General features: G+C 64.2%; 23 protein-coding genes. 15 read left to right on the top strand and 8 right to left on the bottom strand.

Annotation, left to right across the window (positions count from 1 at the left end; genetic code table 11):
* The first annotated feature begins 56 nt into the window (after nucleotides 1–56).
* The 13 genes from O3932_RS09660 to O3932_RS09600 all read left to right on the top strand — a co-directional run bounded on the left by O3932_RS09660 (nucleotide 57) and on the right by O3932_RS09600 (nucleotide 13801).
* Nucleotides 57–1142, top strand: a complete 1086-nt coding sequence (locus O3932_RS09660) for a BMP family protein (protein WP_009648661.1) — start codon at nucleotides 57–59, stop codon at nucleotides 1140–1142.
* A 293-nt stretch (nucleotides 1143–1435) separates the two neighbouring features.
* Nucleotides 1436–2521: a BMP family protein gene (locus tag O3932_RS09655; RefSeq protein WP_299240405.1), complete on the top strand. Its 1086-nt coding sequence runs from the start codon at nucleotides 1436–1438 to the stop codon at nucleotides 2519–2521.
* 92 nt (nucleotides 2522–2613) lie between these two features.
* Nucleotides 2614–4179, top strand: a complete 1566-nt coding sequence (locus O3932_RS09650; RefSeq protein WP_009648664.1) for an ABC transporter ATP-binding protein — start codon at nucleotides 2614–2616, stop codon at nucleotides 4177–4179.
* Nucleotides 4176–5303: an ABC transporter permease gene (locus tag O3932_RS09645; protein WP_296505194.1), complete on the top strand. Its 1128-nt coding sequence runs from the start codon at nucleotides 4176–4178 to the stop codon at nucleotides 5301–5303. Before O3932_RS09650 ends, O3932_RS09645 begins: the two co-directional genes overlap by 4 nt.
* Nucleotides 5300–6574, top strand: coding sequence for an ABC transporter permease (locus O3932_RS09640; protein WP_314567712.1), 1275 nt, complete (start codon nucleotides 5300–5302; stop codon nucleotides 6572–6574). The genes O3932_RS09645 and O3932_RS09640 overlap by 4 nt, the downstream gene beginning before the upstream one ends.
* Nucleotides 6575–6588: 14 nt before the next feature.
* Nucleotides 6589–7071 carry a cytidine deaminase gene (locus tag O3932_RS09635; protein ID WP_296505190.1) on the top strand — a complete coding sequence of 161 codons (483 nt, stop codon included), beginning with the start codon at nucleotides 6589–6591 and terminating at the stop codon, nucleotides 7069–7071.
* Entirely contained in the window at nucleotides 7058–8344 is a 1287-nt protein-coding gene (locus O3932_RS09630) for a thymidine phosphorylase (protein WP_296505187.1), read from the top strand. The genes O3932_RS09635 and O3932_RS09630 overlap by 14 nt, the downstream gene beginning before the upstream one ends.
* A gap of 33 nt (nucleotides 8345–8377) precedes the next feature.
* Entirely contained in the window at nucleotides 8378–9376 is a 999-nt protein-coding gene (locus tag O3932_RS09625) for a sugar-binding domain-containing protein (protein ID WP_314567721.1), read from the top strand.
* A gap of 94 nt (nucleotides 9377–9470) precedes the next feature.
* Nucleotides 9471–10178, top strand: coding sequence for a purine-nucleoside phosphorylase (deoD, locus tag O3932_RS09620; RefSeq protein WP_291451474.1), 708 nt, complete (start codon nucleotides 9471–9473; stop codon nucleotides 10176–10178).
* 20 nt (nucleotides 10179–10198) lie between these two features.
* A complete protein-coding gene (gene deoC / locus O3932_RS09615; protein ID WP_009648647.1) occupies nucleotides 10199–10852 on the top strand; it encodes a deoxyribose-phosphate aldolase in 654 nt (217 codons plus the stop codon).
* Nucleotides 10853–10855: 3 nt separating this feature from the next.
* Nucleotides 10856–12529: a phospho-sugar mutase gene (locus tag O3932_RS09610; protein WP_371538056.1), complete on the top strand. Its 1674-nt coding sequence runs from the start codon at nucleotides 10856–10858 to the stop codon at nucleotides 12527–12529.
* Between the two features lie 82 nt (nucleotides 12530–12611).
* Nucleotides 12612–13433 (top strand): class I SAM-dependent methyltransferase, encoded by an 822-nt coding sequence (locus O3932_RS09605; protein WP_371538053.1) that lies wholly within the window; start codon nucleotides 12612–12614, stop codon nucleotides 13431–13433.
* Entirely contained in the window at nucleotides 13430–13801 is a 372-nt protein-coding gene (locus O3932_RS09600) for a cupin domain-containing protein (protein ID WP_009648650.1), read from the top strand. The genes O3932_RS09605 and O3932_RS09600 overlap by 4 nt, the downstream gene beginning before the upstream one ends.
* A 115-nt stretch (nucleotides 13802–13916) precedes the next feature.
* On the opposite strand, the gene O3932_RS09595 is transcribed toward O3932_RS09600, so the two are convergent.
* From O3932_RS09595 to O3932_RS09565, 7 genes are all read right to left on the bottom strand, one after another.
* Nucleotides 13917–14273, bottom strand: a complete 357-nt coding sequence (locus O3932_RS09595; protein ID WP_296505518.1) for a permease — start codon at nucleotides 14271–14273, stop codon at nucleotides 13917–13919.
* 156 nt (nucleotides 14274–14429) lie between these two features.
* On the bottom strand, nucleotides 14430–15185 hold the full coding sequence (locus O3932_RS09590; protein ID WP_296505180.1) for an ATP-binding cassette domain-containing protein: 756 nt from the start codon (nucleotides 15183–15185) through the stop codon (nucleotides 14430–14432).
* Nucleotides 15182–16237: an iron chelate uptake ABC transporter family permease subunit gene (locus O3932_RS09585; RefSeq protein WP_156791860.1), complete on the bottom strand. Its 1056-nt coding sequence runs from the start codon at nucleotides 16235–16237 to the stop codon at nucleotides 15182–15184. Before O3932_RS09585 ends, O3932_RS09590 begins: the two co-directional genes overlap by 4 nt.
* 20 nt (nucleotides 16238–16257) lie before the next feature.
* Nucleotides 16258–17298 carry an iron chelate uptake ABC transporter family permease subunit gene (locus O3932_RS09580; RefSeq protein WP_314735689.1) on the bottom strand — a complete coding sequence of 347 codons (1041 nt, stop codon included), beginning with the start codon at nucleotides 17296–17298 and terminating at the stop codon, nucleotides 16258–16260.
* 56 nt (nucleotides 17299–17354) lie between these two features.
* The gene (locus O3932_RS09575; protein WP_009649120.1) at nucleotides 17355–18359 is read right to left on the bottom strand and encodes a siderophore ABC transporter substrate-binding protein; all 1005 of its coding nucleotides are present in this window, start codon (nucleotides 18357–18359) and stop codon (nucleotides 17355–17357) included.
* 228 nt (nucleotides 18360–18587) lie between these two features.
* Entirely contained in the window at nucleotides 18588–20669 is a 2082-nt protein-coding gene (locus O3932_RS09570; protein WP_371538050.1) for an NAD(+) synthase, read from the bottom strand.
* 21 nt (nucleotides 20670–20690) lie between these two features.
* Nucleotides 20691–21446: an NUDIX domain-containing protein gene (locus O3932_RS09565; RefSeq protein ID WP_371538047.1), complete on the bottom strand. Its 756-nt coding sequence runs from the start codon at nucleotides 21444–21446 to the stop codon at nucleotides 20691–20693.
* A 104-nt stretch (nucleotides 21447–21550) separates the two neighbouring features.
* On the opposite strand from O3932_RS09565, the gene O3932_RS09560 reads away from it, so the two are divergent.
* Both O3932_RS09560 and O3932_RS09555 read left to right on the top strand, forming a co-directional pair.
* Nucleotides 21551–22561 carry an SPFH domain-containing protein gene (locus O3932_RS09560; RefSeq protein ID WP_296505167.1) on the top strand — a complete coding sequence of 337 codons (1011 nt, stop codon included), beginning with the start codon at nucleotides 21551–21553 and terminating at the stop codon, nucleotides 22559–22561.
* 2 nt (nucleotides 22562–22563) lie between these two features.
* Entirely contained in the window at nucleotides 22564–23463 is a 900-nt protein-coding gene (locus O3932_RS09555) for a hypothetical protein (RefSeq protein WP_371538045.1), read from the top strand.
* Between the two features lie 454 nt (nucleotides 23464–23917).
* On the opposite strand, the gene O3932_RS09550 is transcribed toward O3932_RS09555, so the two are convergent.
* Nucleotides 23918–24673 carry an NAD-dependent protein deacylase gene (locus tag O3932_RS09550; protein WP_371538042.1) on the bottom strand — a complete coding sequence of 252 codons (756 nt, stop codon included), beginning with the start codon at nucleotides 24671–24673 and terminating at the stop codon, nucleotides 23918–23920.
* Nucleotides 24674–25037 lie beyond the last annotated feature (364 nt).

The raw sequence follows: 25037 nt of genomic DNA, 5'->3' as shown, positions 1-25037 counted from the left end.
TTTTCCACGCCACTATCGAGTCGTCAGAGAGTTCACGTCAATAGAGAGAGATCGTCATGAAGCATATCACCACATTTGCCGCCGCTGTGGGCGCCGTCACCCTGGCATTGACCGGCTGTGCCGGAGGGGGAAAAGCCGCTCAGTCTGGTGAAGCCAAGGCTGAGCTTCCGTTTAAGGCATGCGCTGTCTCCGATACCGGCGGTTGGCAGGACAAGTCTTTTAACGAGTCCGCCTACGACGGCCTCATGGAGGCGAAGTCCTATCTGGGGGTCACGGTGGATACCGCCGAGTCCGACACAGAGGATGATTTCGTCGGCAACGTTGACAAGATGGTGGCCGCCGATTGCACGCTGATCATCGGCGTTGGCTTCCACCTGGAGCCGGCCGTTCATCAGTCTGCCCTGCAGCATCCTGATCGCAACTACGCCATGATCGACACGACCTTTACTGACGGCACCGACGAGGCGGTCCTTAAGAATGGGCGTCCGCTGCTGTTCAATGCGTCCGAGGCTTCCTTCCTCGCGGGCTACGCCTCGGCGGCTATGTCAAAGACCGGTAAGGTCGCGACCTTCGGTGGTGCGCAGATCCCCGCCGTGGCTGTGTTTATGGACGGATTTGCGGACGGTGTGAAAGCCTACAACGAGGCGAAGGGGACCTCCGTGCAGGTGCTTGGTTGGGACAAGGACACCCAGACAGGAGCCTTCACGGATTCCTTCGATGACCAGTCGCTGGGGCTGCAGCAGGCGCAGCAGTTCATTGCGCAGGGTGCTGACATCATCATGCCCGTCGCCGGTCCTGTCGGAATGGGCGCTGCGGCCGCTGCGAAGGCTGACGGCAAGACGCTGATCGTTGGCGTCGACTCGGATTGGTACGAGACCAATCCCCAGTATTCGTCGATCATCCTGACCTCGGTCATGAAGGAGATCGGTGCTGCTGTCGAGCAGGCCATTCAGGATTCGGTCAAGGGGAAGTTCACCTCGGAGCACTACATCGGTACGCTCGCTAATGGTGGCGTGTCGCTTGCTCCCTTCCATGATTTCGAAACCCAGGTTCCCAAGGAGCTGCGGCAGGATCTGAACAAGCTGACGGAGGATATCAAGAAGGGACGGCTCGTGATCGAGTCGCCGAACGCCCCGAAGTAATCTCTCGCCGGGTTGGCCGGCGGCGAAGCTTTCAACGCAGCGATTGGTGTCGCTGCACGGAAGCTTGCCGCCGGCTTAATCGTTGCTAAAGCAACTTAATCGTTATCAAAACGAGTTAACCGTTACCAAAGCGAGAACAAATAAACCTTGACATGGGTGTTGCAGCACGGGACACTTAGATCAGACGTAAAAGTCGATTTATGCAAATGTTCGCACGGTGATTGTGCGAACCGAATCGGGGCTTGTGTAGCTCACGGTTCGACGAAGAATCACTTCAACAAAGGATCACACAGATGAAGCATTTCACGAGGCTCGCCGCATCGGCGGGTATTGTCGCGCTCGCGCTGGCTGGATGTGGCGGAGGTGGAACCTCCGGCGGCTCTGGCAAGGCCCAGGACGCCGCGTCTTTCAAGGCGTGCGCAGTGTCGGACGCCGGCGGCTGGAACGACAAGTCCTTCAACGAGTCAGCGTACAACGGACTGAAGGATGCCCAGAGCAAGCTGGGTATTCAGATCAACGCGGCCGAGTCCAGCTCCGACACGGACTTTGCGCCCAACGTTGAGTCCATGGTCTCCGACGGCTGCAACCTGATCATCGGCGTCGGCTTCAACCTCGAGCAGGCGATCCACAAGTCCGCCAATGACAACACGGATCTGCATTACGCCCTCATTGACTCCAGCTTCAGCGAAGGCAAGGAGACCGTCACCCTTAAGAACGGGCGTCCGCTGCTGTTCAACACGGCTGAGGCTGCATACCTTGCGGGTTACGCGGCGGCCGGCATGTCGCAGACGGGTAAGGTTGCCACCTTCGGTGGCATGCAGATCCCTGCGGTGACAGTCTTTATGGACGGCTTCGCTGACGGCGTTGATGCCTACAACGCCGCGCATGGTACCTCCGTTCAGTTGCTCGGCTGGGACAAGGCATCTCAGAACGGCTCGTTCACGCAGAACTTCGACGATCAGGCACTGGGCAAGCAGCAGGCGCAGCAGTTCATCTCGCAGGGCGCCGACATCATCATGCCCGTCGCCGGCCCCGTGGGCCTGGGTGCCGCGGCGGCTGCCAAGGCTGACGGTAACACGCGCATCGTCGGTGTGGACTCCGACTGGTACGAGGCGAACCCCGACTACTCCTCGATCGTGCTGACGTCGGTCAAGAAGGAGATCGGTGCTGCTGTCGAGCAGACCATCACGGACTCGGTGAATGGCAAGTTCACGCCGGAACCGTTCGTGGGTACGCTGGCTAACGGCGGCGTCTCCCTGGCACCCTTCCACGATTTCGATGCTCAGGTGTCCGATGAACTCAAGTCTGAACTGAACAAGCTCACCGAGGACATCAAGGCTGGCACGCTGAAGGTTGAGTCGCCGAACGCCCCGAAGTGATCTCCCAGCGGTGGGGCTGTCGGCGAGTTGTCCGCAGCCCCACCCGGGTGTCGGGAGCCTATCGCCCACCGGTGTTGGGGAAGGTCGAAGGAATGAAACTAGAGCTGCGGGGGATCACGAAGAGGTTTGGCCCCCTCACTGCTAACGACTCGATCGATCTGACGATCGAGGAAGGGCACATTCACGCCCTGCTTGGTGAAAATGGTGCGGGAAAGTCCACGCTGATGAACGTCCTGTACGGGATGCACCAGCCTGACGAGGGACAGATCATCATCGATGGTGAGCCCGTGACATTTAAAGGCCCGGGTGACGCTGTTGCTGCGGGCATTGGTATGGTGCATCAGCACTTCATGCTGATCCCGGTGTTCACGGTCGCGGAATCGATCGCACTAGGTTATGAGCCGACTGGTCCTGCGGGCATTATTAGCCGTGAGCGCGCGCGTCAGACGGTGCGCGAGGTGTCGGCGCGCTTCGGCTTCGACCTGGATCCCGATGCGCTCATCGAGGATCTGCCGGTCGGTGCACAGCAGCGCGTTGAGATTGTCAAGGCTCTGTCGCGTCAAGCGAAGGTCCTGATTCTGGACGAACCGACGGCCGTGCTGACACCGCAAGAGACGGATGAACTGATGAAGATCATGCGTCAGCTCGCCGATGCGGGGACGTCGATTGTCTTCATTACTCACAAGCTGCGCGAGGTGCGTGCAGTTGCTGACGATATCACGGTGATCCGTCGTGGAAAGGTCGTCGGCACGGCCTCCCCGACGGACTCTGAGGCTTCGCTGGCCTCGCAGATGGTGGGGCGCCCGGTTCTTTTGCGCGTCGATAAGGAACCGGCTCGGCTTCGCCGGGGTGGCCTCGTCTTGGATGATGTCTCCCTGCTAGGCGCGGGTGGCGTGCCCGAACTTGATCATGTGTCATGCAAGGTTCAGCGCGGTGAGATCCTCGCGGTTGCCGGCGTGCAGGGCAACGGTCAGAGCGAACTCGCGGAGGTGATCCTTGGCCTTCGTACTCCCGATAGCGGTACGATCACCCTCGAGGGAAAGGATATTACTCGCGCGAATCCTCGAAAGTCCCTGAATTCTGGGGTTGGGTTCGTTCCCGAAGACCGTATGACAGACGGTATGGTGTCTTCTTTCTCCATTGCTGACAACTTGGTCCTCGATCAGTTTAATGCGCCCGAGTTTGCCTGGGGTCCGTCGCGCAAGCTGGGAGCGGTTGCCCGCAATGCGCGAGCGAAGCAGGAGGAATACGACATCCGCCTGACGTCGATCAATGATCCGATTTCCTCCCTGTCGGGTGGTAATCAGCAGAAGGTTGTCGTTGCGCGCGAAATGTCACGAGAGCTGAAGCTGCTGGTCGTCAACCAGCCCACGCGCGGCGTCGATGTCGGTTCCATTGAATTTATTCACCGCAGGATCGTAGAGGTGCGCGACCAGGGGTGCGCAGTGCTGCTGATTTCGTCGGAGCTCGACGAGGTTGTGGCGCTGGCCGACCGGATCGCCGTCATGTATCGCGGTCGTATCGTCGGCATTGTGCCTGCGGATACGCAGCGTGATGTCTTGGGTCTCATGATGGCTGGCGTTCCTCAGGACGAGGCCGTGGCGACCTCGCATCGCGGTGGCGCGGTTGACGCTCGCGAAGGACAGGAGGAGCAATGAGTAAGAAGAAGACTGCCTCCCTGGGCATGTTTACGAGGATTGTTGGCTCGCAGGGGTTCGTGTCGGTGCTCTCAGTCTTGATTGCCTTCGCGATCGGAGCGATCCTGATTGCCGCTACGGGGGCTTCCGTCACAGACGCCTACTACGCGATGTTCCGCGGGGCCATCGTGGACCCGCAGGCGTCGACGTTCATGCGCGCGATTAAGCCGCTGACAGACTCGGTGTTCTTTGGGATTCCCTTGATTATTTCGGGTCTGGGTCTCGCGTTCGGTTTCCGTGCCGGACTGTTCAACATCGGTGGTAAAGGCCAGATGATCGTTGGTGCACTCGCGGCCGTGTGGGTGGGCTTCTCGATGGACCTTCCTCCGGTTGTTCACACCTTCGTCGCTGTGGCTGCGGCAATTATCGCGGGTGCTGCGTACGCTGGCATCGCGGGTGTCTTGAAGGCAAAGACGGGGGCTAACGAAGTCATCGTCACGATCATGCTCAACTCGATTGCGGTCCTGGGGCTGGGATACGTCCTGTCGCAGCCGTCGTGGCAGCGGCCCGGTTCGAACCAGCCAGTCACGCCTAACGTGGCTGACACGGCTGCCTTCGCGAAGTTCTTCGATGGGCCGATCAAGCTGCACAGTGGCATCATCGTTGCGCTTATTGCGTTGGTGATTTTCTGGTGGCTGATGGAGCGCTCGACGCTCGGTTTCCAGATTCGTGTCGTGGGTGCGAATCCTGCGGCGGCACGTACGGCGGGCATCTCGGTTGAGCGCATCACGGCGGTCACGATGCTGTTCTCGGGTGCCTTCTTGGGGTTGGCGGGTGCGAACGAGGCCTTGGGCACTCTCGGGTACGCCTCGCGTGACGTGGCCGGTTCGATTGGTTTTGACGCGATTACGGTCGCTCTGCTGGGACGCAACAAGGCGTGGGGTACGTTCGGTGCTGGTCTGCTGTTTGGTGCGTTTAAGGCGGGCGGTTATGCGATGCAGGCAAAGAATGTGCCAATTGACATGATTTTGATTTTGCAGTCGGTGATCGTGTTGCTGATTGCTGCCCCGGCTCTGGTGCGGTGGCTGTTCAGGCTGCCTGATGCGAAGCGTCTGGCGGCTGCTGGAAAGGGGAACGACGAATGAGCACAGTTGAGAAGGACGCGCAGGTTCTGGTCAAGCGCTCGTGGAAGCTCCCAGTCGTGTATGTGGCTGCCAGCATCCTGCTGTTGGTGTTCGGCGTCTCGACGCACGGTGATGTGACGATTCGACTGAACGATAAGTCGCAGTCGTACGCGATCCCCGACATCGTCACGTCTGGTGCTCCCATCGTGTGGGTGCTTGTGGCGTTGACCATTCTGGTGACCGCATGTGAGTTGATTGTGACTGTCCGACGCATCGATGTTCCGTCGTGGGCACGGGCAGTAGGGATGAGCGTCGTCGGCGTGTCTACGATTCTGGGCTTCCTGCTGTACGCGGGTTCGGATTCGGCGGGTGCCGTGACGCTCACCTCGACGCTCGTGTCGACGGTGGCGATCTCGACGCCACTAATTTTCGGTGCACTGTCGGGCGTCATCTCTGAGCGTGTCGGCGTTGTCAATATCGCGATTGAGGGTGACCTGCTGGTCGGAGCGTTCGCGGGTATCATGGCGGCCTCTTACTTCCAGACCGCTTACGCGGGCCTTGTGGCCGCGCCTCTCGCGGGCGCTCTGCTGGGGGCGCTGCTGGCGCTCTTCTCCGTCAAGTACGGAGTGGATCAGATTATCATCGGCGTCGTGCTGAACGTCCTGGCGCTGGGGCTGACGACCTTCTTGTACGGGACGATCATGAAGGACGCTCAGGATGTCCTGAACACCAACCGCTACTCGCTGCCCGACCTCCCGATCCCTGGCCTGGTCGAGATCCCGGTCATCGGGCCGGTCCTGTTCGATCAGTCGATCCTCGTCTACCTCATGTACGCGGCCGTCATCGCGCTGTCGTTCTTCCTGTTCCGATCTCGCTGGGGTCTGCGCCTGCGGGCGTGCGGTGAGCACCCCCGCGCGGCCGACACGGTCGGCATCAACGTGGGGCGTACGCGCACTGCCAACACGATCCTGGGTTCTGCGTTCGCGGGTCTGGGTGGTGCGTTCTTCACGATCGGATCGGGTCTGGCGTTCACGGACAACATCTCCGCGGGCAACGGCTACATTGCCCTGGCGGCGATGATCCTGGGCAAGTGGAATCCGGTGGGGGCGATGAGTGCAGCCGTCATGTTTGGCTTCGCGCAGGCGATGGCCCGTATGCTGCCCAACATTGAGCCTTCGATTCCCGCGAACCTGATTTCGATGATCCCGTACGTGGTGACGATCATCGCCGTGGCTGGCTTCGTCGGTAAGTCGCGCGCCCCCGCGGCCGAGAACATCCCCTACGTGAAGTGAGGAGCGTGGAACAGGTGACGACGATCGATTGGGACGCCCTGCTGGGCGTCGCCATCGACGCGATGACACACGCGTATTGTCCCTACTCGCACTTCCCGGTGGGCGCGGCGGGCCTGAGTGCCGATGGCCGTATCGTCAGCGGTTGCAACGTGGAGAACGCGGGTTACGGCGTGACGCTGTGCGCCGAGTGTGGCATGGTCTCGGACCTGATCCGCACCGGCGGAGGCACACTCGTCGCGGTTGTCGCCGTCAACGGGGACCGGGTTCCGGTGGCCCCGTGCGGGCGGTGCCGCCAGCTCATCTACGAGCATGGCGGCCCCTCCTGCCTGGTCCTCATGCCAGGCGGCGTCGCCGATATGACCCAGGTCCTGCCCGGTGCCTTTGGTCCCCACGACCTGGAGGAGGCTGCCTCCCGCGGCACCGCCAGGTCAGATGATGCTCACGACGCGGCCCAGGCCTCGTCTCAGAAGAAAGAAGGAAACGTTGGCACTGTTTGATGCCGTTGACATTATCCGCACGAAGCGGGATGGGGGAGTACTCACCCCCGACCAGATTGACTGGGTGATCGACGCTTACACGAAGGGCGTCGTCAAGGACGAGCAGATGTCTGCCCTGGCTATGGCGATCTTTTTGCGCGGGATGAACCGCGACGAGATCGCCCGCTGGACGGATGCGATGATCCGTTCGGGGGAGCGCATGGACTTCTCCGGGATTGGCAAACCGACTGCAGACAAGCACTCCACGGGAGGCGTGGGCGACAAGATCACGCTTCCGCTGGCTCCGCTCGTTGCGTGCTTCGGCGTGGCCGTCCCGCAGCTGTCGGGCCGAGGCCTGGGGCACACGGGCGGTACCCTGGACAAGATGGAGTCCATCCCCGGGTGGCGCGCTAATCTGTCCAACGAGGAGATTCTGGCTCAGCTCGGTGAAGGCTGCGGCGCGGTCATCTGCGCGGCAGGGTCGGGTCTGGCACCCGCGGACAAGAAGCTCTACGCGCTGCGCGACATCACGTCCACGGTCGAATCGATTCCGCTGATCTCCAGCTCCATCATGAGCAAGAAGATCGCGGAGGGCACGGGATCCCTCGTCCTGGATGTCAAGGTTGGATCGGGTGCTTTCATGAAGGACATCGACAGTGCGCGCGAGTTGGCTCGCACTCTGGTGGACCTAGGACGCGACGCGGGCGTCGCTACGCGCGCTCTGCTGACCGACATGTCCGTGCCGCTGGGCAGGAAGATCGGCAATGCCCTCGAGGTTGAAGAATCCGTCGAGGTGCTTGCGGGCGGTGGCCCTGCCGATGTCGTCGAGCTGACTTGCGAGCTTGCCCGTAACATGCTCGATCTTGCTGGCGTGCACGACGCTGACGTGGAGGCCGCCCTGCGCGATGGGCGCGCCATGGATCGCTGGCGCGCGATGATTCGCGAGCAGGGCGGTGACCCCGACGCAGCCATGCCTCGTGCCGTGCACACTCATGAGGTGTGTGCTGAGGCCGATGGAATGATCGTTGGTATGGATGCCTTGAGCGTGGGCGTTGCCTCGTGGCGACTTGGCGCGGGCCGAGCCGTCAAGGATGATCCGGTGCAGGCGGGTGCCGGCATTGAGATTCATGCCAAGCCGGGCGAGACCGTCACGAAGGGTCAGCCTCTGCTCACTCTTCATACCGACGATGAGTGGCGGATTGAACGGGCATTGGAAACATTGACCGGCGCCATCGAGATCAGTGCTGGAGGGACGTATCTTCCTCGCGGTGTGGTCTTGGAGACAGTGTCCTGATCGCGGCGCGGCCGGGGCGAGGAAGGAAGATACGTGGATAAGCGTGATGAGCAGTCGATTGATGCGCTCAAGCTCTACTATCAGCAGGACTTGAGTCAAGCTGAAGTCGCCGCCCGTTTGGGCATCTCGCGTCCCACAGTCGCCAAACTCCTCGCCCACGGCCGTGATCGTGGTTTCGTTACCATTTCAATACATGATCCCCGCGATGAGGCCTCTGAACTGGCTGCCCGTTTGGAGCGATGCTACGGATTATCATGCGTGCGCGTCGCGCACGGGCACGCCGTGACGGAGGACGAGGCCATTGATCAGGTTGGTCGCGTCGGTGCCGACCTGGTGAGCCAATTGGTCCACGACGGCATGAGCGTGGGTATCTCCTGGGGCCGCACGATGAGTGCGGTCGCCTCTTACCTGACTCGTTCTCCGCGTCAGGGCGTGCGCGTTGTCCAGCTCAAGGGCGGGACGTCCTTCTCTGCGCGTGCGACGCACGACTTCGAGGTGATGCGCGCGTTTTGCAAGGCCTTCACCGCGCAGCCGCGTTACCTGCCCCTTCCCGTCATCTTTCAGAGTACGAAGACGGCATCGATCGTGTGCAAGGACCAGGCGATCATGAAGATCTTGGAAGAGGGCCGTAACGTTGACGTGGCTGTCTTTACGATTGGTGCGATCAGCAACGAAGTCATTTCTCTCAACCTCGGGCACCTGGGTGAGGAAGAAGTAGATACGCTGCTACACAGAGCCGTCGGTGACGCACTTTCTCACTTTTTTACGGAGAGTGGGCAGGTCGCGATTCCGGAGCTTGAGGCGCGCACTGTCAGCATTTCCCTGGAACATCTGCGTACTCGTCCTGTGCGGCTGGTTGTCGCAGGCGGAAACGTGAAAATGTGTGCGTTGGATACGGCGCTGCGTATGGGGATTGCGACGCATCTTGTGGTGGATCAGGACCTGGCGGCCGCGCTGTTGGATATGCGTGAGCGCGATGTTATGAAGGAAGTAGGTGATGGCGCGAGAGACGTTGAACACTTGTCAATATAATTATTGACATATTGCTAATGGCGGCAATAATCTCGCCACACGGTAAAGATGCCGAGGAGCTGATTGCTCCGTGATTTGACGAAGGAAATGACACATGCGTTCGACACCGCACATCAACCCCACCGCCCCTATCGCCGAGACGATCCTCCTGCCGGGTGATCCGCTGCGCGCGAAGTTCATCGCCGAGAACTACCTGGAGGACGTCCAGCAGTTCAACGCGGTGCGTAACATGCTGGGCTTCACCGGCACCTACCAGGGCACGCCCGTGTCCGTCATGGGGACGGGTATGGGTATCCCGTCCATCTCCCTGTACTCCTACGAGCTGATCCACGAGTTCGGCTGCAAACGTCTCGTGCGCGTGGGCACCTGTGGCGCGCTCCAGCCCGACATGCACCTGTACGATGTCGTCGTTGCTCAGGCAGCATGCTCTAACTCGGCGTTCGTGGACCAGTACCAGCTTCCGGGTACGTATGCACCCATTGGGTCTTTCCGTCTTATCGAAGAAGTTGTACACCGCGCCCGTGAAGCCTCTGTCCCGGTGCATGTCGGCAACATCATGTCCTCCGATGTCTTCTACAACGCGAACCCGACCTTCAACGAGGCCTGGCAGCGCATGGGCATCCTCGCCGTCGAGATGGAGACCGCTGGTCTGTACGCGACGGCCGCCCACGCGGGCGTCGAGGCCCTGGGTATCTTCACTGTCTCCGATTCCTTGGTCACGGGCGAGGTGACGGACGCGCAGGCGCGTCAGACTGCCTTCACCGCCATGATGGAGCTGGCTCTGCCGCTGGCCAAGCTCTGAGACGAGACGAAAGGACTCCTATGAAAAAGCGCGACGTGGCCGCGATGATCGACCACACGATCCTTAAGCCCGAGGCCACCGCGGCGGATGTGGCACGCATCGTCGAAGAAGGAGCCGCGGCCGGCACGTTCTCCGTGTGCGTCTCTCCCTCGATGCTGCCCCTGGACGTGCCCGAGGGCCTGAAGGTCGCTTGCGTTGTGGGCTTCCCCTCCGGTGCTGTTAAACCGCAGGTCAAGGCGTTCGAGGCCGCTCAGGCCGTCGCCGACGGAGCTGACGAGATCGATATGGTCATCAACATCGAGCTGGTCAAGGACTCCCGACTGCACGAGCTGAGAGAGGAGATCGCGGCGGTGCGCCGCGTCGTCCCCGCCCCGCGCGTCCTCAAAGTCATCATCGAGTCGGCCGCCCTGAGCGACAACGAGATCATCGCCGCCTGCATGGCTGCGAAGGCCGCCGGCGCTGACTTCGTGAAGACCTCGACGGGCTTCCACCCCGCCGGTGGTGCTTCGACCCACGCGGTTACGCTCATGCGCGCCACCGTCGGCGACGCCCTGGGCGTCAAGGCCTCGGGCGGCATTCGCGACGCCGAAACGGCGCTGGCCATGATCAACGCCGGAGCCTCCCGCCTGGGCGTCTCCGCAACCAACGCCATCCTGGCAGGACTGGAGGACTGAACAATGGAACTACTCGACAAAGCCCAGCGCTGGGCGGACCACGACCCGGATCCGGCCACGGCCTCGTCCCTGAAGGCTGATATCGAGGCCGCGCGCGGCGGAGACGAGGAAGCGCTCGCCCGTGTCGGTGCCGCCATGAACGGCCCCCTCGAGTTCGGCACCGCGGGCCTGCGAGGCGTCGTGGGTCCTGGCGAATCCCGCATGAACCTGGCCGTTGTCATCCGCGCGACCGCGGGCCTGTGCGAGGTCGTCAAGCGACACGCCACCGGCACCCCCACCCTGGTCGTCGGCTGCGACGCCCGCTACGGCTCCTCCGAGTTCGCCACGGCCGCCTGCCGTGTCGCCTCGGCAGCAGGCGTGCGCGTCCTCGCACTGCCCCAGGCCAACCCGACCCCGCTCACCTCCTTCGCGGTGCGCCACTTTGGCGCGGACGCGGGCGTCATGGTCACGGCCTCGCACAACCCCGCACCCGACAACGGCTACAAGGTCTACCTGGGCGGCAGCGTCGTCACGGGCGACGGGCAGGGCGTCCAGATCGTCCCGCCCTTCGATGCCGAGATCGCCGCGGCCATCGAGGCCACGCCCCCCGCCGACCAGGTGCCCATGAACGACGACCTGGTCGAGGCCGTGGACCCGCGCGACGAATACGTCGCTGAGGCCGTCAAGCTGGCCTCCGGTGACGCCGCCGCGCGCGCAGACCTGCGCATCGTCCTGACCGCCATGCACGGCGTGGGTGCCCCGCTCACCTCCCGCGTGCTCGAGGAAGCTGGCTTCACGCACGTGTCGCTCGTGGCCGCCCAGGCAGAGCCCGACCCGGACTTCCCGACCGTGCCCTTCCCGAACCCCGAGGAAGCCGGTGCCCTCGACATGGCGATCGAGCAGGCCCGCGCCGAGGACGCCGACCTCATCATCGCGGTCGACCCCGACGCGGACCGCTGCGCGCTCGCGGTTCCAGACCCCGCCGCCGAGGCCGGATGGCGTCCGCTGAGCGGCGACCAGATCGGCTGCCTGCTGGGTGAGTTCCTGGCCTCGCGTGGCATCCAGGGATCGCTGGCGAACTCGATCGTCTCCTCGCGTCTGCTTGCCCGCATCGCTCACGCGCACGGGTTGGTCCACCACACGACGCTCACGGGCTTCAAGTGGATCGCTCGCGCGCCCGAGCTGGCGTTCGGCTACGAGGAAGCCATTGGTTTCTGCCCGAATCCCGCCGTCGCACGCGATAAAGACGGTATTGCGTCTTCCGTCGTCGCCGCGTCGCTGTTCGCCGCGCTCAAGACCGAGGAGCGTACCGCATGGGACGAGCTGGATCGCCTGGCTCACGCCCACGGCCTGCACGTGACCGGTCCGCTGACCTTCCGCGTCGAGGAGATCGAGCAGATCGCGACTGGTATGGCGCGCCTGCGCGCCCAGCCGCCCAGTGAGCTGGCGGGGTCGCCGGTCGTCGAGGTCTCTGACCTGTCGGAGGGGTATCAGGGCCTGCCGCCCACGGACGGCGTGCTGGTGCTGACGAAGGCCGGGGACCGCGTGATTGCGCGTCCGTCGGGCACTGAACCCAAGCTCAAGTGCTACCTCGAGGTCATCCTGCCCGCCCCCGAGGGCGAGCCGGTGCCGTGGGATGAGGCGTACGAGCGTCTCGAACGGATCAAGCGCGAGTTTGGCCAGATTATCGGCCTGTAAGCGCTGATAGAGGGCCTCCGTCGGAGGATTTAAGAGGGGTATAGCCCTGCGCGAGTAAATAGATAACGATATACTTGCGTATATGGCAACTCACATTAAATCCACGGCGGAGGCCCTGCCTTTTGCCGACCGGCCCGTCGAGAAGGCACCCGGGCACTGGGTGCTCGCGCGCGCCGGTAAAACGGTGCTGCGCCCCGGCGGCCTGGCGCTGAGCACCTGGGCCCTCAAACGCGCCGTCCTACCCGGCGCGGACGTCGTTGAATTCGCGCCCGGCCTGGGCGTCACGGCCTCGGCGATCATCGAGGTCGGACCCGCCTCCTACACCGGCGTGGAGCGCGATCCCGACGCGTGCGCGCGCGTCAACGCCATCGCCTCGGGCGTGGGACGCTGCGTGAACGCGGACGCCGCGCAGACCGGCCTGCCGGACGAGAGCGCGGACGTCGTCGTCGGCGAGGCCATGCTCTCCATGCAGGGGGAGAAGGCCAAGCGAGCCATTATGGGCGAAGCCGCCCGTATCCTGCGCCCCGGCGGACGCTACGTCATCCACGAGCTGGCGATGCGCCCCGACTCCATTGGGGAGGAACCCGCCACCGAGATCAGGAAGGCGCTGGCGCGGGCCATCAACGTCAACGCACGCCCCCTGACCGTTGCCGACTGGAGGCGTGCGCTCGAGGACGTTGGCCTCGTCGTCGAAGAGACCCGCATGGCTCCCATGGCCCTACTCAAACCGGGTCGGATGATCGCCGACGAGGGCGTGCGCGGCGCTCTGCGCATTATGCGAAACGTCGCCCGCGACAAAGATCTGCGCGAGCGCGTCACTACGATGGCGCGTACGTTCAAGAAATACGACCGACACCTGTGCGGCGTTGCCATCGTCGCGCGCAAACCCAAGGAGAACAGTTGAGCCTCTCGCCCGAATCCAACACCGAGGTCCCCACGCCCATCATGACGGACCTGCAGGACATCGCCTCGATGATCCAGGTCAACGAGGAAGCCACGGTGTCGCGCACCGTCATGCACGCCGAGGGCGTGCGCCTGGTCCTCTTTAGCTTCGATAAGGACGAGATCCTCAGCGAGCACACGGCCGCGATGCCCGTCATCCTCCACACGCTCGAGGGCGCCCTCGAGATCGAGGCCGACGGCCGCACCGTTGTCCTGAAGCCCGGCGACGTCATCCACTTCGGCACGCGCCTGCCGCACGCCGTGCGCGCGCTCGAACCCTCGAAGCTGGCCCTGTACATGCTGGACCGCCGCGAGCGCCCCAAGGGCTGAATCTCGCCCCTCATACTGGGAACCCCGACCTCGTCTGAGAGCAACGAGGTCGGGGTTCCATGCCGCATGGGCGCGGTATGCCGCTCGCATCGGCGTGAGCGAGCGCGCGAAAGTCCTAGGACAGGCACGCCTTGCCGGCGCCGCGCGCGACCAGCCACAGGCCGGCCTCGACGATGACGCCGGACACGACGAACACGATGGGGACGGAGAGTCGCGCGTCCATGAGGGTCGTGGCAGCCAGCGCGATGCCGTGGGCGGCACCCAGGACGCCGCCGCCGAAGAGGATCGGCCAGGCGGCGCGGTGGGCGCGCTCCCAGGCTTGTGAACCCGGCTCGACGCCCTGAAGACGCAGCCCCAGGGGAGGGCGGCACACGCTGATCCGCGCGGTCAGGCCCGAGGCGAAGAGGTAGAGGCCACCCGCGATGAGAGCGACGGCGAGAATCAGGAAAAGGACGATGAGTCCAACGTGCACGGGAACCCCCAGGGACAGTGAAAGTTTCACGGCTGTTTCACGCACGAGCGTGGGCCGCGCGATCATTCTAACTGGCCACGGCCTCGTGAATGACGAGGCCGTGGGAGCGTCAGGCGACCGGTGACAGTCGAGTCGTGGCCGAGCGCGCGTGCACGCTCAGAAGTAGCAGGCAATCGGGCCGTTGGGACCCGGCACGACGGTGACGGGGGTGTCGAAGATGTCGGTGAGGACCTCATCGCGCATGATCTCTTCGGGCGTGCCCATGAAAGCGACCGTCCCGTCCTTGAGGGCACAGATCTGTGAGGCGTAGCGCGCCGCGAAGTTGATGTCGTGTAGAACGATGACGATGGTGCGCGAAAATTCGCGGGCGGCTCGTTCCAGCATCGTCATCATCTCGACGCTGCGCGCGATATCCAGGTTGTTGAGGGGCTCGTCCAGCAGGACGTAGTCCGTTTCCTGGGCCAGCACCATGGCGACGTAGGCGCGCTGGCGCTGGCCGCCCGAGAGCTGATCGAGGTAACGAGCCTGCAGGTCCTCCAGGTCGAGGAAGCCGATGTAGCGGTCGATGATCGCCTCATCCGTGGCGTTCAAACGTCCCTTGGAATGGGGGAAGCGCCCGAATCCCACGAGCTGGCGCACGGTCAGGCGCGAGATAAAGTGGTTTTCCTGGCGCAGGATCGACAAGGTGCGCGCCAACTCGGAGGACTTCGTCGTGGCGACGTTGAGGCCCCCGACCTCGATGGTGCCCTCGTCGATGCCGAGGAGACGCCCGATCATGGTCAGGAGCGTGGATTTACCCGCCCCGTTGGGACCTACGAGCGCCGTGATCCCGCCCGCCGGGATGTCGAGTGAAATCGAGCCGATGCGCACCGACGGCGAATACTGCTTGACGACGGAATCGATGGAAATCACAGGCGGCCCTTTCGCAAAATAGTGACGATGAACGCGAGTCCGCCGACGAACTCGATGATGATGGAGACGACGCCCTGCGTGTTGAAGATGTGGTTCATGACGAAGTAGGCGCTGGAGAGAATCGCGATGCCGAGGGCCACCGCCATCGCAAAGATGAAGCGGTGGTCGTGGGTGTCGGAGAACTGGTAGGACAGCGTCGCGACGAGGAATCCGAGGAATGTCATGGGACCCACGAGCGCGGTCGACGTCGCCATGAGGATTGACACGAGGACGAGGACCACGACCGACGTGCGCCGGTGGTTGAGTCCCAGGTTTGTGGCGGTTTCGCGTCCGAGGGAGAGGACGGAGAGCCTGCGTGTCATGAGCACGAGGGCGAGCGCGGCGACCGCAACGAGTGGGACGGCGATCGGGAAGTACTCCTTCTGCGCGTTCGCGATGGACCCGAAGAGGCGGGCGGTGAGCACGTCGAACTCCGAAGGCGTGAGGAGGCGCTGCATGAAGGTCGAGATGGAACCCAGGCCCGCGCCGAGCATGACGCCGATGAGGAGCATCGCGTGCATCGAGGCGCGCTGCGAGGTGAGCAGCCATGAATAGAGCACGAGCGTCAGGGCGATCATGAGACCCAACTGGCCGACGAAATTGCCGACGGTCGCCGAGGCGTTGAGTCCGGCGACGCCCAGGAAGAAGATCGTGGACGTGTGGATCGCCCGATAGAGGGACTCGAAGCCCAGGATGGAAGGCGTGATGATGCGGTTGTTCGCCACCGTCTGGAAGGCGACCGTGGCCATGCCCTGGCACACGGCCACCAGGGTGATCGCCAGGACCGCGAAGGCGCGCCGACGCGCGAGACGCCAGAAAACGGGTGTTCCGAAGTGCGCGGGATTCTTCCACACGAGCAGTCCGATGCAGGACAGGAGCGCGACCGCGCACACGGCAGCGAAGATGATCCACCAGCGACGCCTGGCGGCGGGGGACACGAAGGCACCGGTACGGCGTGTCGGGCGCGTGATGGACGAGGCCTGGGCGGGGGACGTGGCGGCGGCCTCGTTCATCGAGGGGAGAGAAGCGGCGGTCACAGCGTGGCTCCCTTCTTGGCCTGGCGCAGCACGAGCGCGATGAAGACGAAGGCTCCGAGGACGCCCAGGATGACGGAAACGGGCATCTCGAAGGGGGAGATGATGGTGCGGGCGAGCAGGTCGGTGACCGTCACCAGGGCGATGCCCGCCAGGCACACCCACGGCAGGTTGGTGCGCAGGTTGTCGCCCATCGTCATGGAGACCAGATTGGGCACGATGAGGCCCAGGAAGGGCAGGGAACCGACGACGACGGTGACGACGCCGGTGGCGACGGCGACTAGGCCGGTCGCGATGAGGACCATGCGGTGGTAGTTGACGCCGAGGGACACAGCGATGTCTTCGCCGAGCGACACGGCTGTGAGGCGGTCGGCCATGATGAAGACGATTGCGACGACGATGGTGACGATCCACAGGATCTCGTACTGGCCTTCGTAGACGGAGGTGAAGGACCCCTGGAACCACACGGCCACGCTCTGCATGGTGTTGGTTTCCAGCGCGATGAACGTGGAGATCGCGGAGACGACCGCGCCGAGCATCATGCCCATGATTGGAACGAGCAGCGAGGAGCGCAGGGAGACACGTCGCAGGAGTGCGAAGAACACCATTGTGCCCGCGAACGCGAAGGTGATCGCGCAGGTCATGCGTACCAGGATTGGGGCACCCGGCCACGCGATCATGATGACGAGCAGGCCCAGTCCCGCCCATTCGGTCGTGCCCGTCGTGGAGGGTTCGGCAAAGCGGTTCTGGGTGACCAGCTGCATGACGAGGCCGCTCATGGACATGGCGGCACCGGAGAGAATCAGGGCGATGGTGCGGGGAACGCGCACGGCGAGGAAGATCCGCCAGCCGTCGTCCTGGGAAAGGATCGAGTACTCACCGGTGGACAGGGACAGAACCAGCAGGGCGAGGACGGCCAGCGTGGCCAGTGCGAGTGCGAGGGGCCGCCTCGACGACGAGGTCGTGGCGGGTGCGGGCGTCGCCGCGGAGGATGCGGGTGTCTGGGGGGAAGGCGGCGCGGTGATGGGGGAATGCGTCATGAGAATGGGGGAGCGGGTGCCGCCCGAGGGGCGGCACCCGCAAGGGTGTCAGATGGTTACTTCTGGGCTGCTTCGAAAGCGTCCGCGAGGGAGTTGAAGATCTCCGTGTAGGTGATGATCGACTCGTTGGTGTAGGTGTCGTTCGGCGCGTACACGACCTGCTTGTTCTGGAGGGCAGTCACGTTCTGCAGGGCAGCGTTGTCGTTGATGACGGTCTCAGCCGGGGTGTTAGAGCCGTCCTTGGTGATCGCGGCGTCGCGGTCGAGCACGAGGATCCAGGCGGGGTTGGCCTGCGCGATAGCCTCGACGGAAATGTCGTCACCCGTGTGAGAGTCGGTCGAACCTTCGACCTCAAGCGCCGGCTTCAGGCCGAGCAGGTCGAAGACCGGACCCCACGTGCGGCCCTTGCCGGGCGCCACGTAGCCGATGTTGCCGCCGGAGACGTCAACCGCCATGACGGTGGAGGAGCCGTCGTAGGCCTTCTTCGCGCGCTCGATCGAGGCGTTGAAGTCGTCAACCAGCTTCTTGGCCTCGTCCTGCTTGCCGAAGATCTCGCCGAGGTCCGTGACCTCGCGGATGAGTTCCTGATCGAAGGGCTGCCCCTCGCGCGGCTCGAGGTTGATGAGCGGGACGTCGGGGGCCAGTTCCTTGATCTGGGCGTCGTACTTGGAGAAGCGCTGACCGGAGATGATCAGGTCGGGTTCGGCGGCGACCAGGGCCTCGAGGTTGGGGTCGCGGTGCATGCCCACGTCGGCGATGTCATCGCCGTTGTAGGCGGTGATGGTCGAGGGGATCAGCTTCTTGGGGGCAGCGACGAGCGGCACGTTCCACTGCGCGAGGACCTCGAAGGTGCGGTTGTCGAGGGATGCTGCACGGGTGACGGGCAGCTTGATGTCGACCGTGCCATCGTTTGCCTCGATAGACACGGACGAGGCCTGGGTGGCCTCGGACGCGGAGGATGTGGTGGACTGCGAGGAGGAAGTGGCACCCGAGGAGCAGGCGGCGAGGCCGAGTGCCGCGATGGCGGCGATGGCGGCCAGGGACGTGGTCGTGCGAGACATTATTTCTCCGTCATAGTTACTTGTGATGGGGCTGAAATAGGAAAACCTAGGCTTACCTAACTGCCAAAAGCAACCATACCGATATTTTGGGCGTCGTGCGTGTGAATGCTGGCATAGTCTCGCGGTCTGATGCGTTCCCTGGTGCGCATTGACAAGAAACACGTGGGGCGACACTCGAGTGAGTGTCGCCCCACGGCAGCTTGCGACCGGGCGTGAGCGAATGTCAGGTCAGTCGACCAGGCCCTTCACGGCCTCGTCAAGTTCGGCGACCCAATCCGCGCCCGACACGTCCGAGGGCATGCGCCAATCCCCGCGCGGGGACAGGGAGCCGCCGGCCATGACCTTCGGGCCGTTGGGCAGGGCGCTGCGCTTGAACTGCTGGCTGAAGAAACGCCACAGGAACAGGCGCTCCCACGTCACGATCTCCTCCAGCGAGTACGCGACCTTGTCCTCCTCGGGGAAGCCGACCGGCCAGGAACCCACGGAAGCGTCCGACCAGGCCTTTTCTGCCAGGAACGCGATCTTCGAGGGGCGCGCGCCGCGGCGCAGCACGTGGTACAGCGTGAAGTCCTGCAGGTTGTAGGGGCCAATCTTGTCCTGCGTGGACTGCATCTTCTCGCCCGGCTTGGCGGGAACCAGCTCGGGGGAGATCTCCGTGTTGAGGATCGACAGGAGTACCTCGCCGACGCGCTCGTCGAACTGCTTGGAGGCCACGACCCAGCGGATCAGGTGCTGCATGAGGGTCTTCGGCACACCCGTGTTGACCGCGTAGTGGCTCATCTGGTCGCCCACACCGTACGTGCACCAGCCCAGCGCCAGCTCGGACAGGTCGCCCGTGCCCAGCACGATGCCGCCCAGGTGGTTGGCCAGGCGGAACAGGTAGTCGGTGCGCAGGCCTGCCTGGACGTTCTCGAAGGTGACGTCGTAGGTGGCCTCGCCCTCGCCGTAGGGGTGGCCGATGTCGGCCAGCATCTGCGTGGCCGCCGGGCGGATGTCGATCTCCTGGAAGGACGTACCCAGGTACTGGCACAGCAAGGTCGCGTTCGTCTTCGTGCGCTCGGACGTGGCGAAACCAGGCAGCGTGTAGCACAGAATGTCCGTGCGCGGTTGTCCCAGCAGGTCCATCGCGCGGGAGGCCACGACCAGCGCGTGCGTTGAATCCAGGCCGCCCGAGACTCCGATGACGATCTTCGGGTTGCCGATCGCGCGCAGGCGCTGGACCAGGCCGGCGACCTGAATGTTGTAGGCCTCGTAGCAGTCCTGCTCCAGGCGTGTGGGGTCATTCGGGACGAAGGGGAAGCGGTTGACCGCTCGCTCCAGGCCCAGGTCGGTGCGCGGCGGATCGAGCGTGATCTCGACCTCCTGGGGGGACAAGCGCTCGTCCCCCGCGAAGTAGCGCTGCGCGTTGTCCGTGAACGAATTCTGGCGCTTGCGCTCGGTGCGCAGGCGCTCCAGGTCCACGTCGGCGATCGTGATGTGCGCGCCCTCCTGGAAGCGCTCGCCAATCGCCAGGCGTTCCCCGGCCTCGTAAATCATGGTCTCGCCGTCCCAGGCCAGGTCCGTGCTGGACTCGCCCATGCCGGCCGCCGTGTAGATGTAGGCCGCCGAGCAGCGCGCGGACACCGAGCGCACCATGAGTTCGCGGTCTGCGCCGCGTCCGACCGTGATCGGGGACGCCGACAGGTTCGCCAGGACGGTCGCGCCCGCGAGCGCCAGTTCGGTGGCGGGGGTGACGGGCACCCACATGTCCTCGCAGATTTCGATGCCGACGGTCAGGCCGGGCACGTCGTCGGCGGAAATGAGGACCTGGCCGAAGGGAACCCACACGGGGCCGCCGGTGAATTCTTCGATGCCACCCCACGGGACCTCGATGCGCTCGCAGGCGCGCGGGGGCATGGTGACGAAGTAGCGCTTCTCGTAGAACTCGCGGTAGTTGGGCAGGTGCGACTTGGGGATGATCGCGAGCACGCGCCCGCGGTGGATGGCGACCGCGCAGTTGTACAGGGCATTGTCCTTGCGCAGCGGTGCGCCGACGATGAGGAGGGGGAGCAGGTCGGCGCTGGCCTCGACGATGGCCCCCAGGGCTTTCTCGACGGTATCGAGCAGGACGTCCTGCAGGAGGAGGTCGTCGATGGCGTATCCGGAGACGCACAGCTCCGGGTAGACGCCGACGGCGACGCCGCGCGCGTCAAGCTCGCGTGCGGTGTCAATGATCTCGCGCGCGTTCTCGAAGGGGCGCGCTGGGTGCACGGGCAGGGTCACGGCGGCGACGCGCGCGAAGCCCTGGTCGTAGAGGGAATGGAAGTTCATGGTTCTCCTTTGGTACGGGGCTTATTCTCGCGTACTCCGCGCGCTTGCGCTCTTCATTGACGAGGCCGGGGTTGGGGTGGGCGGTCGGCGCAGGGGAGGGTCGAGGACGAAGGCCGTTGCGTCGACGCCGGGGACGAGGCGGTACAGGGTTGCGGGGCGTCCTGCTCCCTCGCGGACGGTGCCTCCTGTCGGCTCGATGAAGGAGGCTGTTTTCGTTGCTTTCCGGTGGAAATTGCGAGGGTCGAGGGTCGATCCCCAGATGGCCTCGTAGGTGGTGCGTAGCTGGGTGATCGTGAACTCGGGGCCGCAGAAGGAGGTGGCCAGGGGTGAGTATTCGATCTTGGAGCGTGCGCGCTCGATGCCGTCCGCCAGGATTGTCGCGTGGTCGAAGGCGAGTGGGGAGGTGGGTGCGAGGAGGGCATCGACGGGGTGCCAGAGTGCTCCGGCGGCGTCGCCTCCCGCGCGGGCGGGGGAGAAGGAGGGGGCCAAGAGCAGGTAGGCGACGGAGAGAATGGGGCCGCGGGGGTCTCGTCCCTGCGGTCCGTAGGTGCGCAGCTGCTCGAGGTAACCCGGGGGAGTGATACCGGTTTCCTCCTCGAGCTCGCGTGCTGCCGCCTCTTCGGTTTGTTCGCCGTCGCGCAGGAATCCGCCGGGAAGGGCCAGGTGATCCTTGAAGGGTTCGATGCCTCGGCGCACGACGAGGGCGTGGAGGGTGTGGTCGATGACGGTCAGGGCGACGATGTCGACCGCGATCGGGATGGTGAGGGGTTCAGTCATGGTGTCAGCATAACTTATTTGTGTCGAGTTGACATTAAATGTGAGGTGGGATTATCGTCATCGTGACACAAATAAGTGGGAGACCACCCGACCAAGGAGCCATCATGGGAACCCTCCACCACCACCCCTTCCTCATCCGCTACCAGGGCGGAGCCGGCGACCACGTCGTCCAAATACGCGCCGGACGCACCATCCGATCCGGAGTCGGCCAGTCCTTCTGGCTGCGAGCCGGGCGCTGCGCGCTCGCGGAAGTGCCCACCGCGAACCGCGCCCACAGCTTCCTCGTACAGGTCCCGTCCGCCGACCAGCAAAACGTCAGCGCCCAGGTCGCCATCACCTACCGCATCGAGGACGCCGAGGCGGCCGCCTCGCACTACGACTTCGACCTGTACCCGCGCGATGCAAGCAACGACGCGCAAGGCCTGTGGCAGATCGACGAAACCGTCACCCGAATCGCTCACTCGGCCCTGGCCTCGTCCATCGGCGCGATGCCTCTGTCTGACGCCATCTCCGGCTCCCTCGAACGGGTCGGCAGCCTGCTCGCCCAGGCTTTTGCCGCCGACGAACAGCTGCGCGCAACCGGCGTCGCCGTCGTCGACGTGCGCCTCATGAGCCTGCGCCCTGACGAGGGCGTCGAATCCTCGCTGCGAGCCCCGCTCCTCGAGCAGCTCCAGGCCGAGGCTGATCGCGCCCTCTACGAACGTCGCGCCCTCGCCGTCGAACGCGAATCCCAGATCTCCGAAAATGAGATGCAGTCCAAGCTCGACCTGGCCCGCAAGCGTGCCGACCTGGTTGACCAGGAAGGACACAATGCCCGGCGTGAAGCTGAGGAGAAAGCCGCTGCCGACGCGATCGCCGTCGAGGCGGAAGCGCGACGCATCGTCGAAAAAGCCAAAGCCTACGAGGCGGACTGGAAGACCGCCGGTGCCGCGCGGACTGCGACCGATGCGTCCTACGTCAGGGCCCTCGGCGAGGCCGGACCAGAGGTGGCGCGCGCCGTCGCCCTCAAGGAACTGGCCAAGAACATGCCGTCCTTCGGCGACATCACCATCACCGCCGACGTGCTCAGTGACCTCGTCTCCGCATTCACCGGCTCCAAGAAGGCAGGCAAGTAGCCATGCGACGACGTGCCGTCATCGTCCGACGCCCCACCGAGTATGACGAACTCATGGACCGCTACTCCACCCGCGGCCAGGTCGAATTCGTCCTGCGGTCACGCGGGCGCAGCCTCGAAGCCGTCGAACGAGCGCACGAGTCCCACCTGGCAGCTCTGGCCCGTGTGCGCGCAGGCATCCCGGACGGGTGGGCGAGCGCCGACGTCGAACGCGACTCCCTCTCGCGCTTCCTCTTCGCCCCCGAGGACGTCATCGTCGTCGTCGGACCCGACGGCCTGGTCGCCAACGTTGCCAAATACGCTGGCGACCAGGCCGTGGTCGGCATCAACTCGGTACCCCAGTCCAACGCGGGTGTCCTCGTGCTCTGCACGCCCGACCAAGGCGTAGGGGCGCTGCGCCGCCTCGAATCAGGCGCGGACCTGCGCGTCGATCACCTGACAATGGTGCGCGCGGCAGCCGACGACTCACGCTCCCTGACCGCCCTCAACGAGGTGTTCATCGGGCACCCGAGCCACCAGAGCGCCCGCTACGAACTCTCCCTTGGGTCCAGCATCGAACGCCAATCCTCATCGGGCGTCGTCGTCTCCACCGGGACCGGCGCAACCGGGTGGGGGGCCTCCCTCAAGCGTGGGCGTGCGATGGGGAAGATGCCCGCCCCGACCTCGCCCTCACTCGCATGGTTTGTGCGCGAGGCCTGGCCCTCCCCCTATACCGGCATCGAGCACACCGAGGGCATCCTGGACGAGGACGAAGAGCTGAGCCTCGTCGTCGGCTCCGAATCCCTCGTCCTCTTCGGCGACGGCATGGAATCTGATCGGCTCACCCTCACGTGGGGCCAAAGCGTGCGCGTCTCGCGCGCCCCGCGAGCGCTCTCCCTCGTGGACCCCGCAGGCTTGGGGTAGGGGCCAGGGCGTCCGACCCCGTGATCATCGGATCCTCATACCCGCCCACGGCTGTGGTACACGGATAGGTTACGAGCATGCGGATAGGTTACGAAGATACGGATAGGAAAATAAGCTATCCGCATGCGCATAACCTATCCGCATGCGCATAACCTATCCACATGCGTACGACCTATCCACGTGCGAGCAGGGGAGAGGAAAACTGTGTGCTCGTGAGGGCAGCAACTGTGGGGTGGGTTGGGAACTCTGCTCTTGGTAACGGATGCAGACATCTAAGGCCTGCAGCTGCTACCTACGAGTGGCGCTGCTGGCCCGTCGGCGCGCACGCTAACCCGCTGTTCGGAGTGTGGGCGGTGTTGCCCACGGACGGATTAGCGGGTTAGCGTGCGGGTAAGGGGGTTAACGCTCGGAATAGCGGTTTCCGGTGCGCGAGAATACCCGTGCGCGGCAACGCCTACGCGGGTACGACGCCGTCCGCGCGCAGCTCGTCCATGACGCGGTCGAGGGTTGCACCCACGGGGTCGCGGACGATCAGGTCTGCGTGCGCGTCGGCCGAGGTCGGGGTGGCGTTCATGAGCACCAGGTGATCCCCGGAAAAGTAGTTGATGAGACCCGCGGCCGGGTAGACGACGAGGGATGTGCCGGCCACGATCAGCGTGGATGCCCGCGCAATGGCAGACACGGCGGCCTCGATGACTCCCTGGTCGAGGGATTCGCCGTACATGACGATGTCCGGGCGCATCTGCCCTCCGCACGACGGACAGGCGGGCACTGGATCCCCGTCAACCTCGACGGCGTCCCCTAACGCGACGACGGTCCCACAGCGTGTGCACACGAGCCGTTCCCAGTTGCCGTGCAGCTCCCACACAGCGCGCGACCCGGCCCGCTGGTGCAGGCCGTCGATGTTCTGCGTGACGACGGCGTCGAGGCGACCCGCGGCTTCCAGAGCGGCCAGGGCCTTGTGTGCGCCGTTGGGTTCTACCGGGCGGTACACCTCGCGGAACCACTCCCAGTACGCTTCGGGGTGCTTGGTGAAGAAGTCAATGCTCAGGACCGTCTCGAGGGGAATCTCGCGCTCCTGAAAGTAGAAGCCGTTCGCCCCGCGAAAATCGGGGATACCCGACTCGGTGGAGACGCCCGCGCCCCCGAAAAACACGGTGGACGGTGACTCCGCAATCCAATCCGCCAGGGTCGAAACGTCGCTGTTCATGAGGCCTCCTCGAGATGACTACTTTCCCAGGATACGCCCGAGGCCGGGGCACCACGCGGGAACCCCGGCCTCGTTGGCGCGAAAGAGTCGGGTTGCAGGACATGCCATGTTGCTGGGGGTTCGCGCTTTGCGCGCCTTGGTGTGTCCTTCTCATCCGCACGTGGGCCTGCTATTCCGAGCCTGGGCCTGCTCATCCGCACGTGGGCCTGCTATTCCGAGCCTGGGCAACACTGCCCACGTACAGAACAGCGGGTTAACGTGCGCAACAGGTGGCCCACATGCGGGATAGCTGCCTGATGCGTAGGACACGTTGGAGTCCGCGTCGTTGTCACACGCGGACGATCAATCACAGACCATGGGGCAG

The organism is Pauljensenia sp. 20925_1_25 (genome assembly GCF_041433955.1).
In the GTDB taxonomy this organism is placed as follows: Bacteria; Actinomycetota; Actinomycetes; order Actinomycetales; family Actinomycetaceae; genus Pauljensenia.
This window is presented reverse-complemented; position numbering and strand designations above follow the sequence as displayed.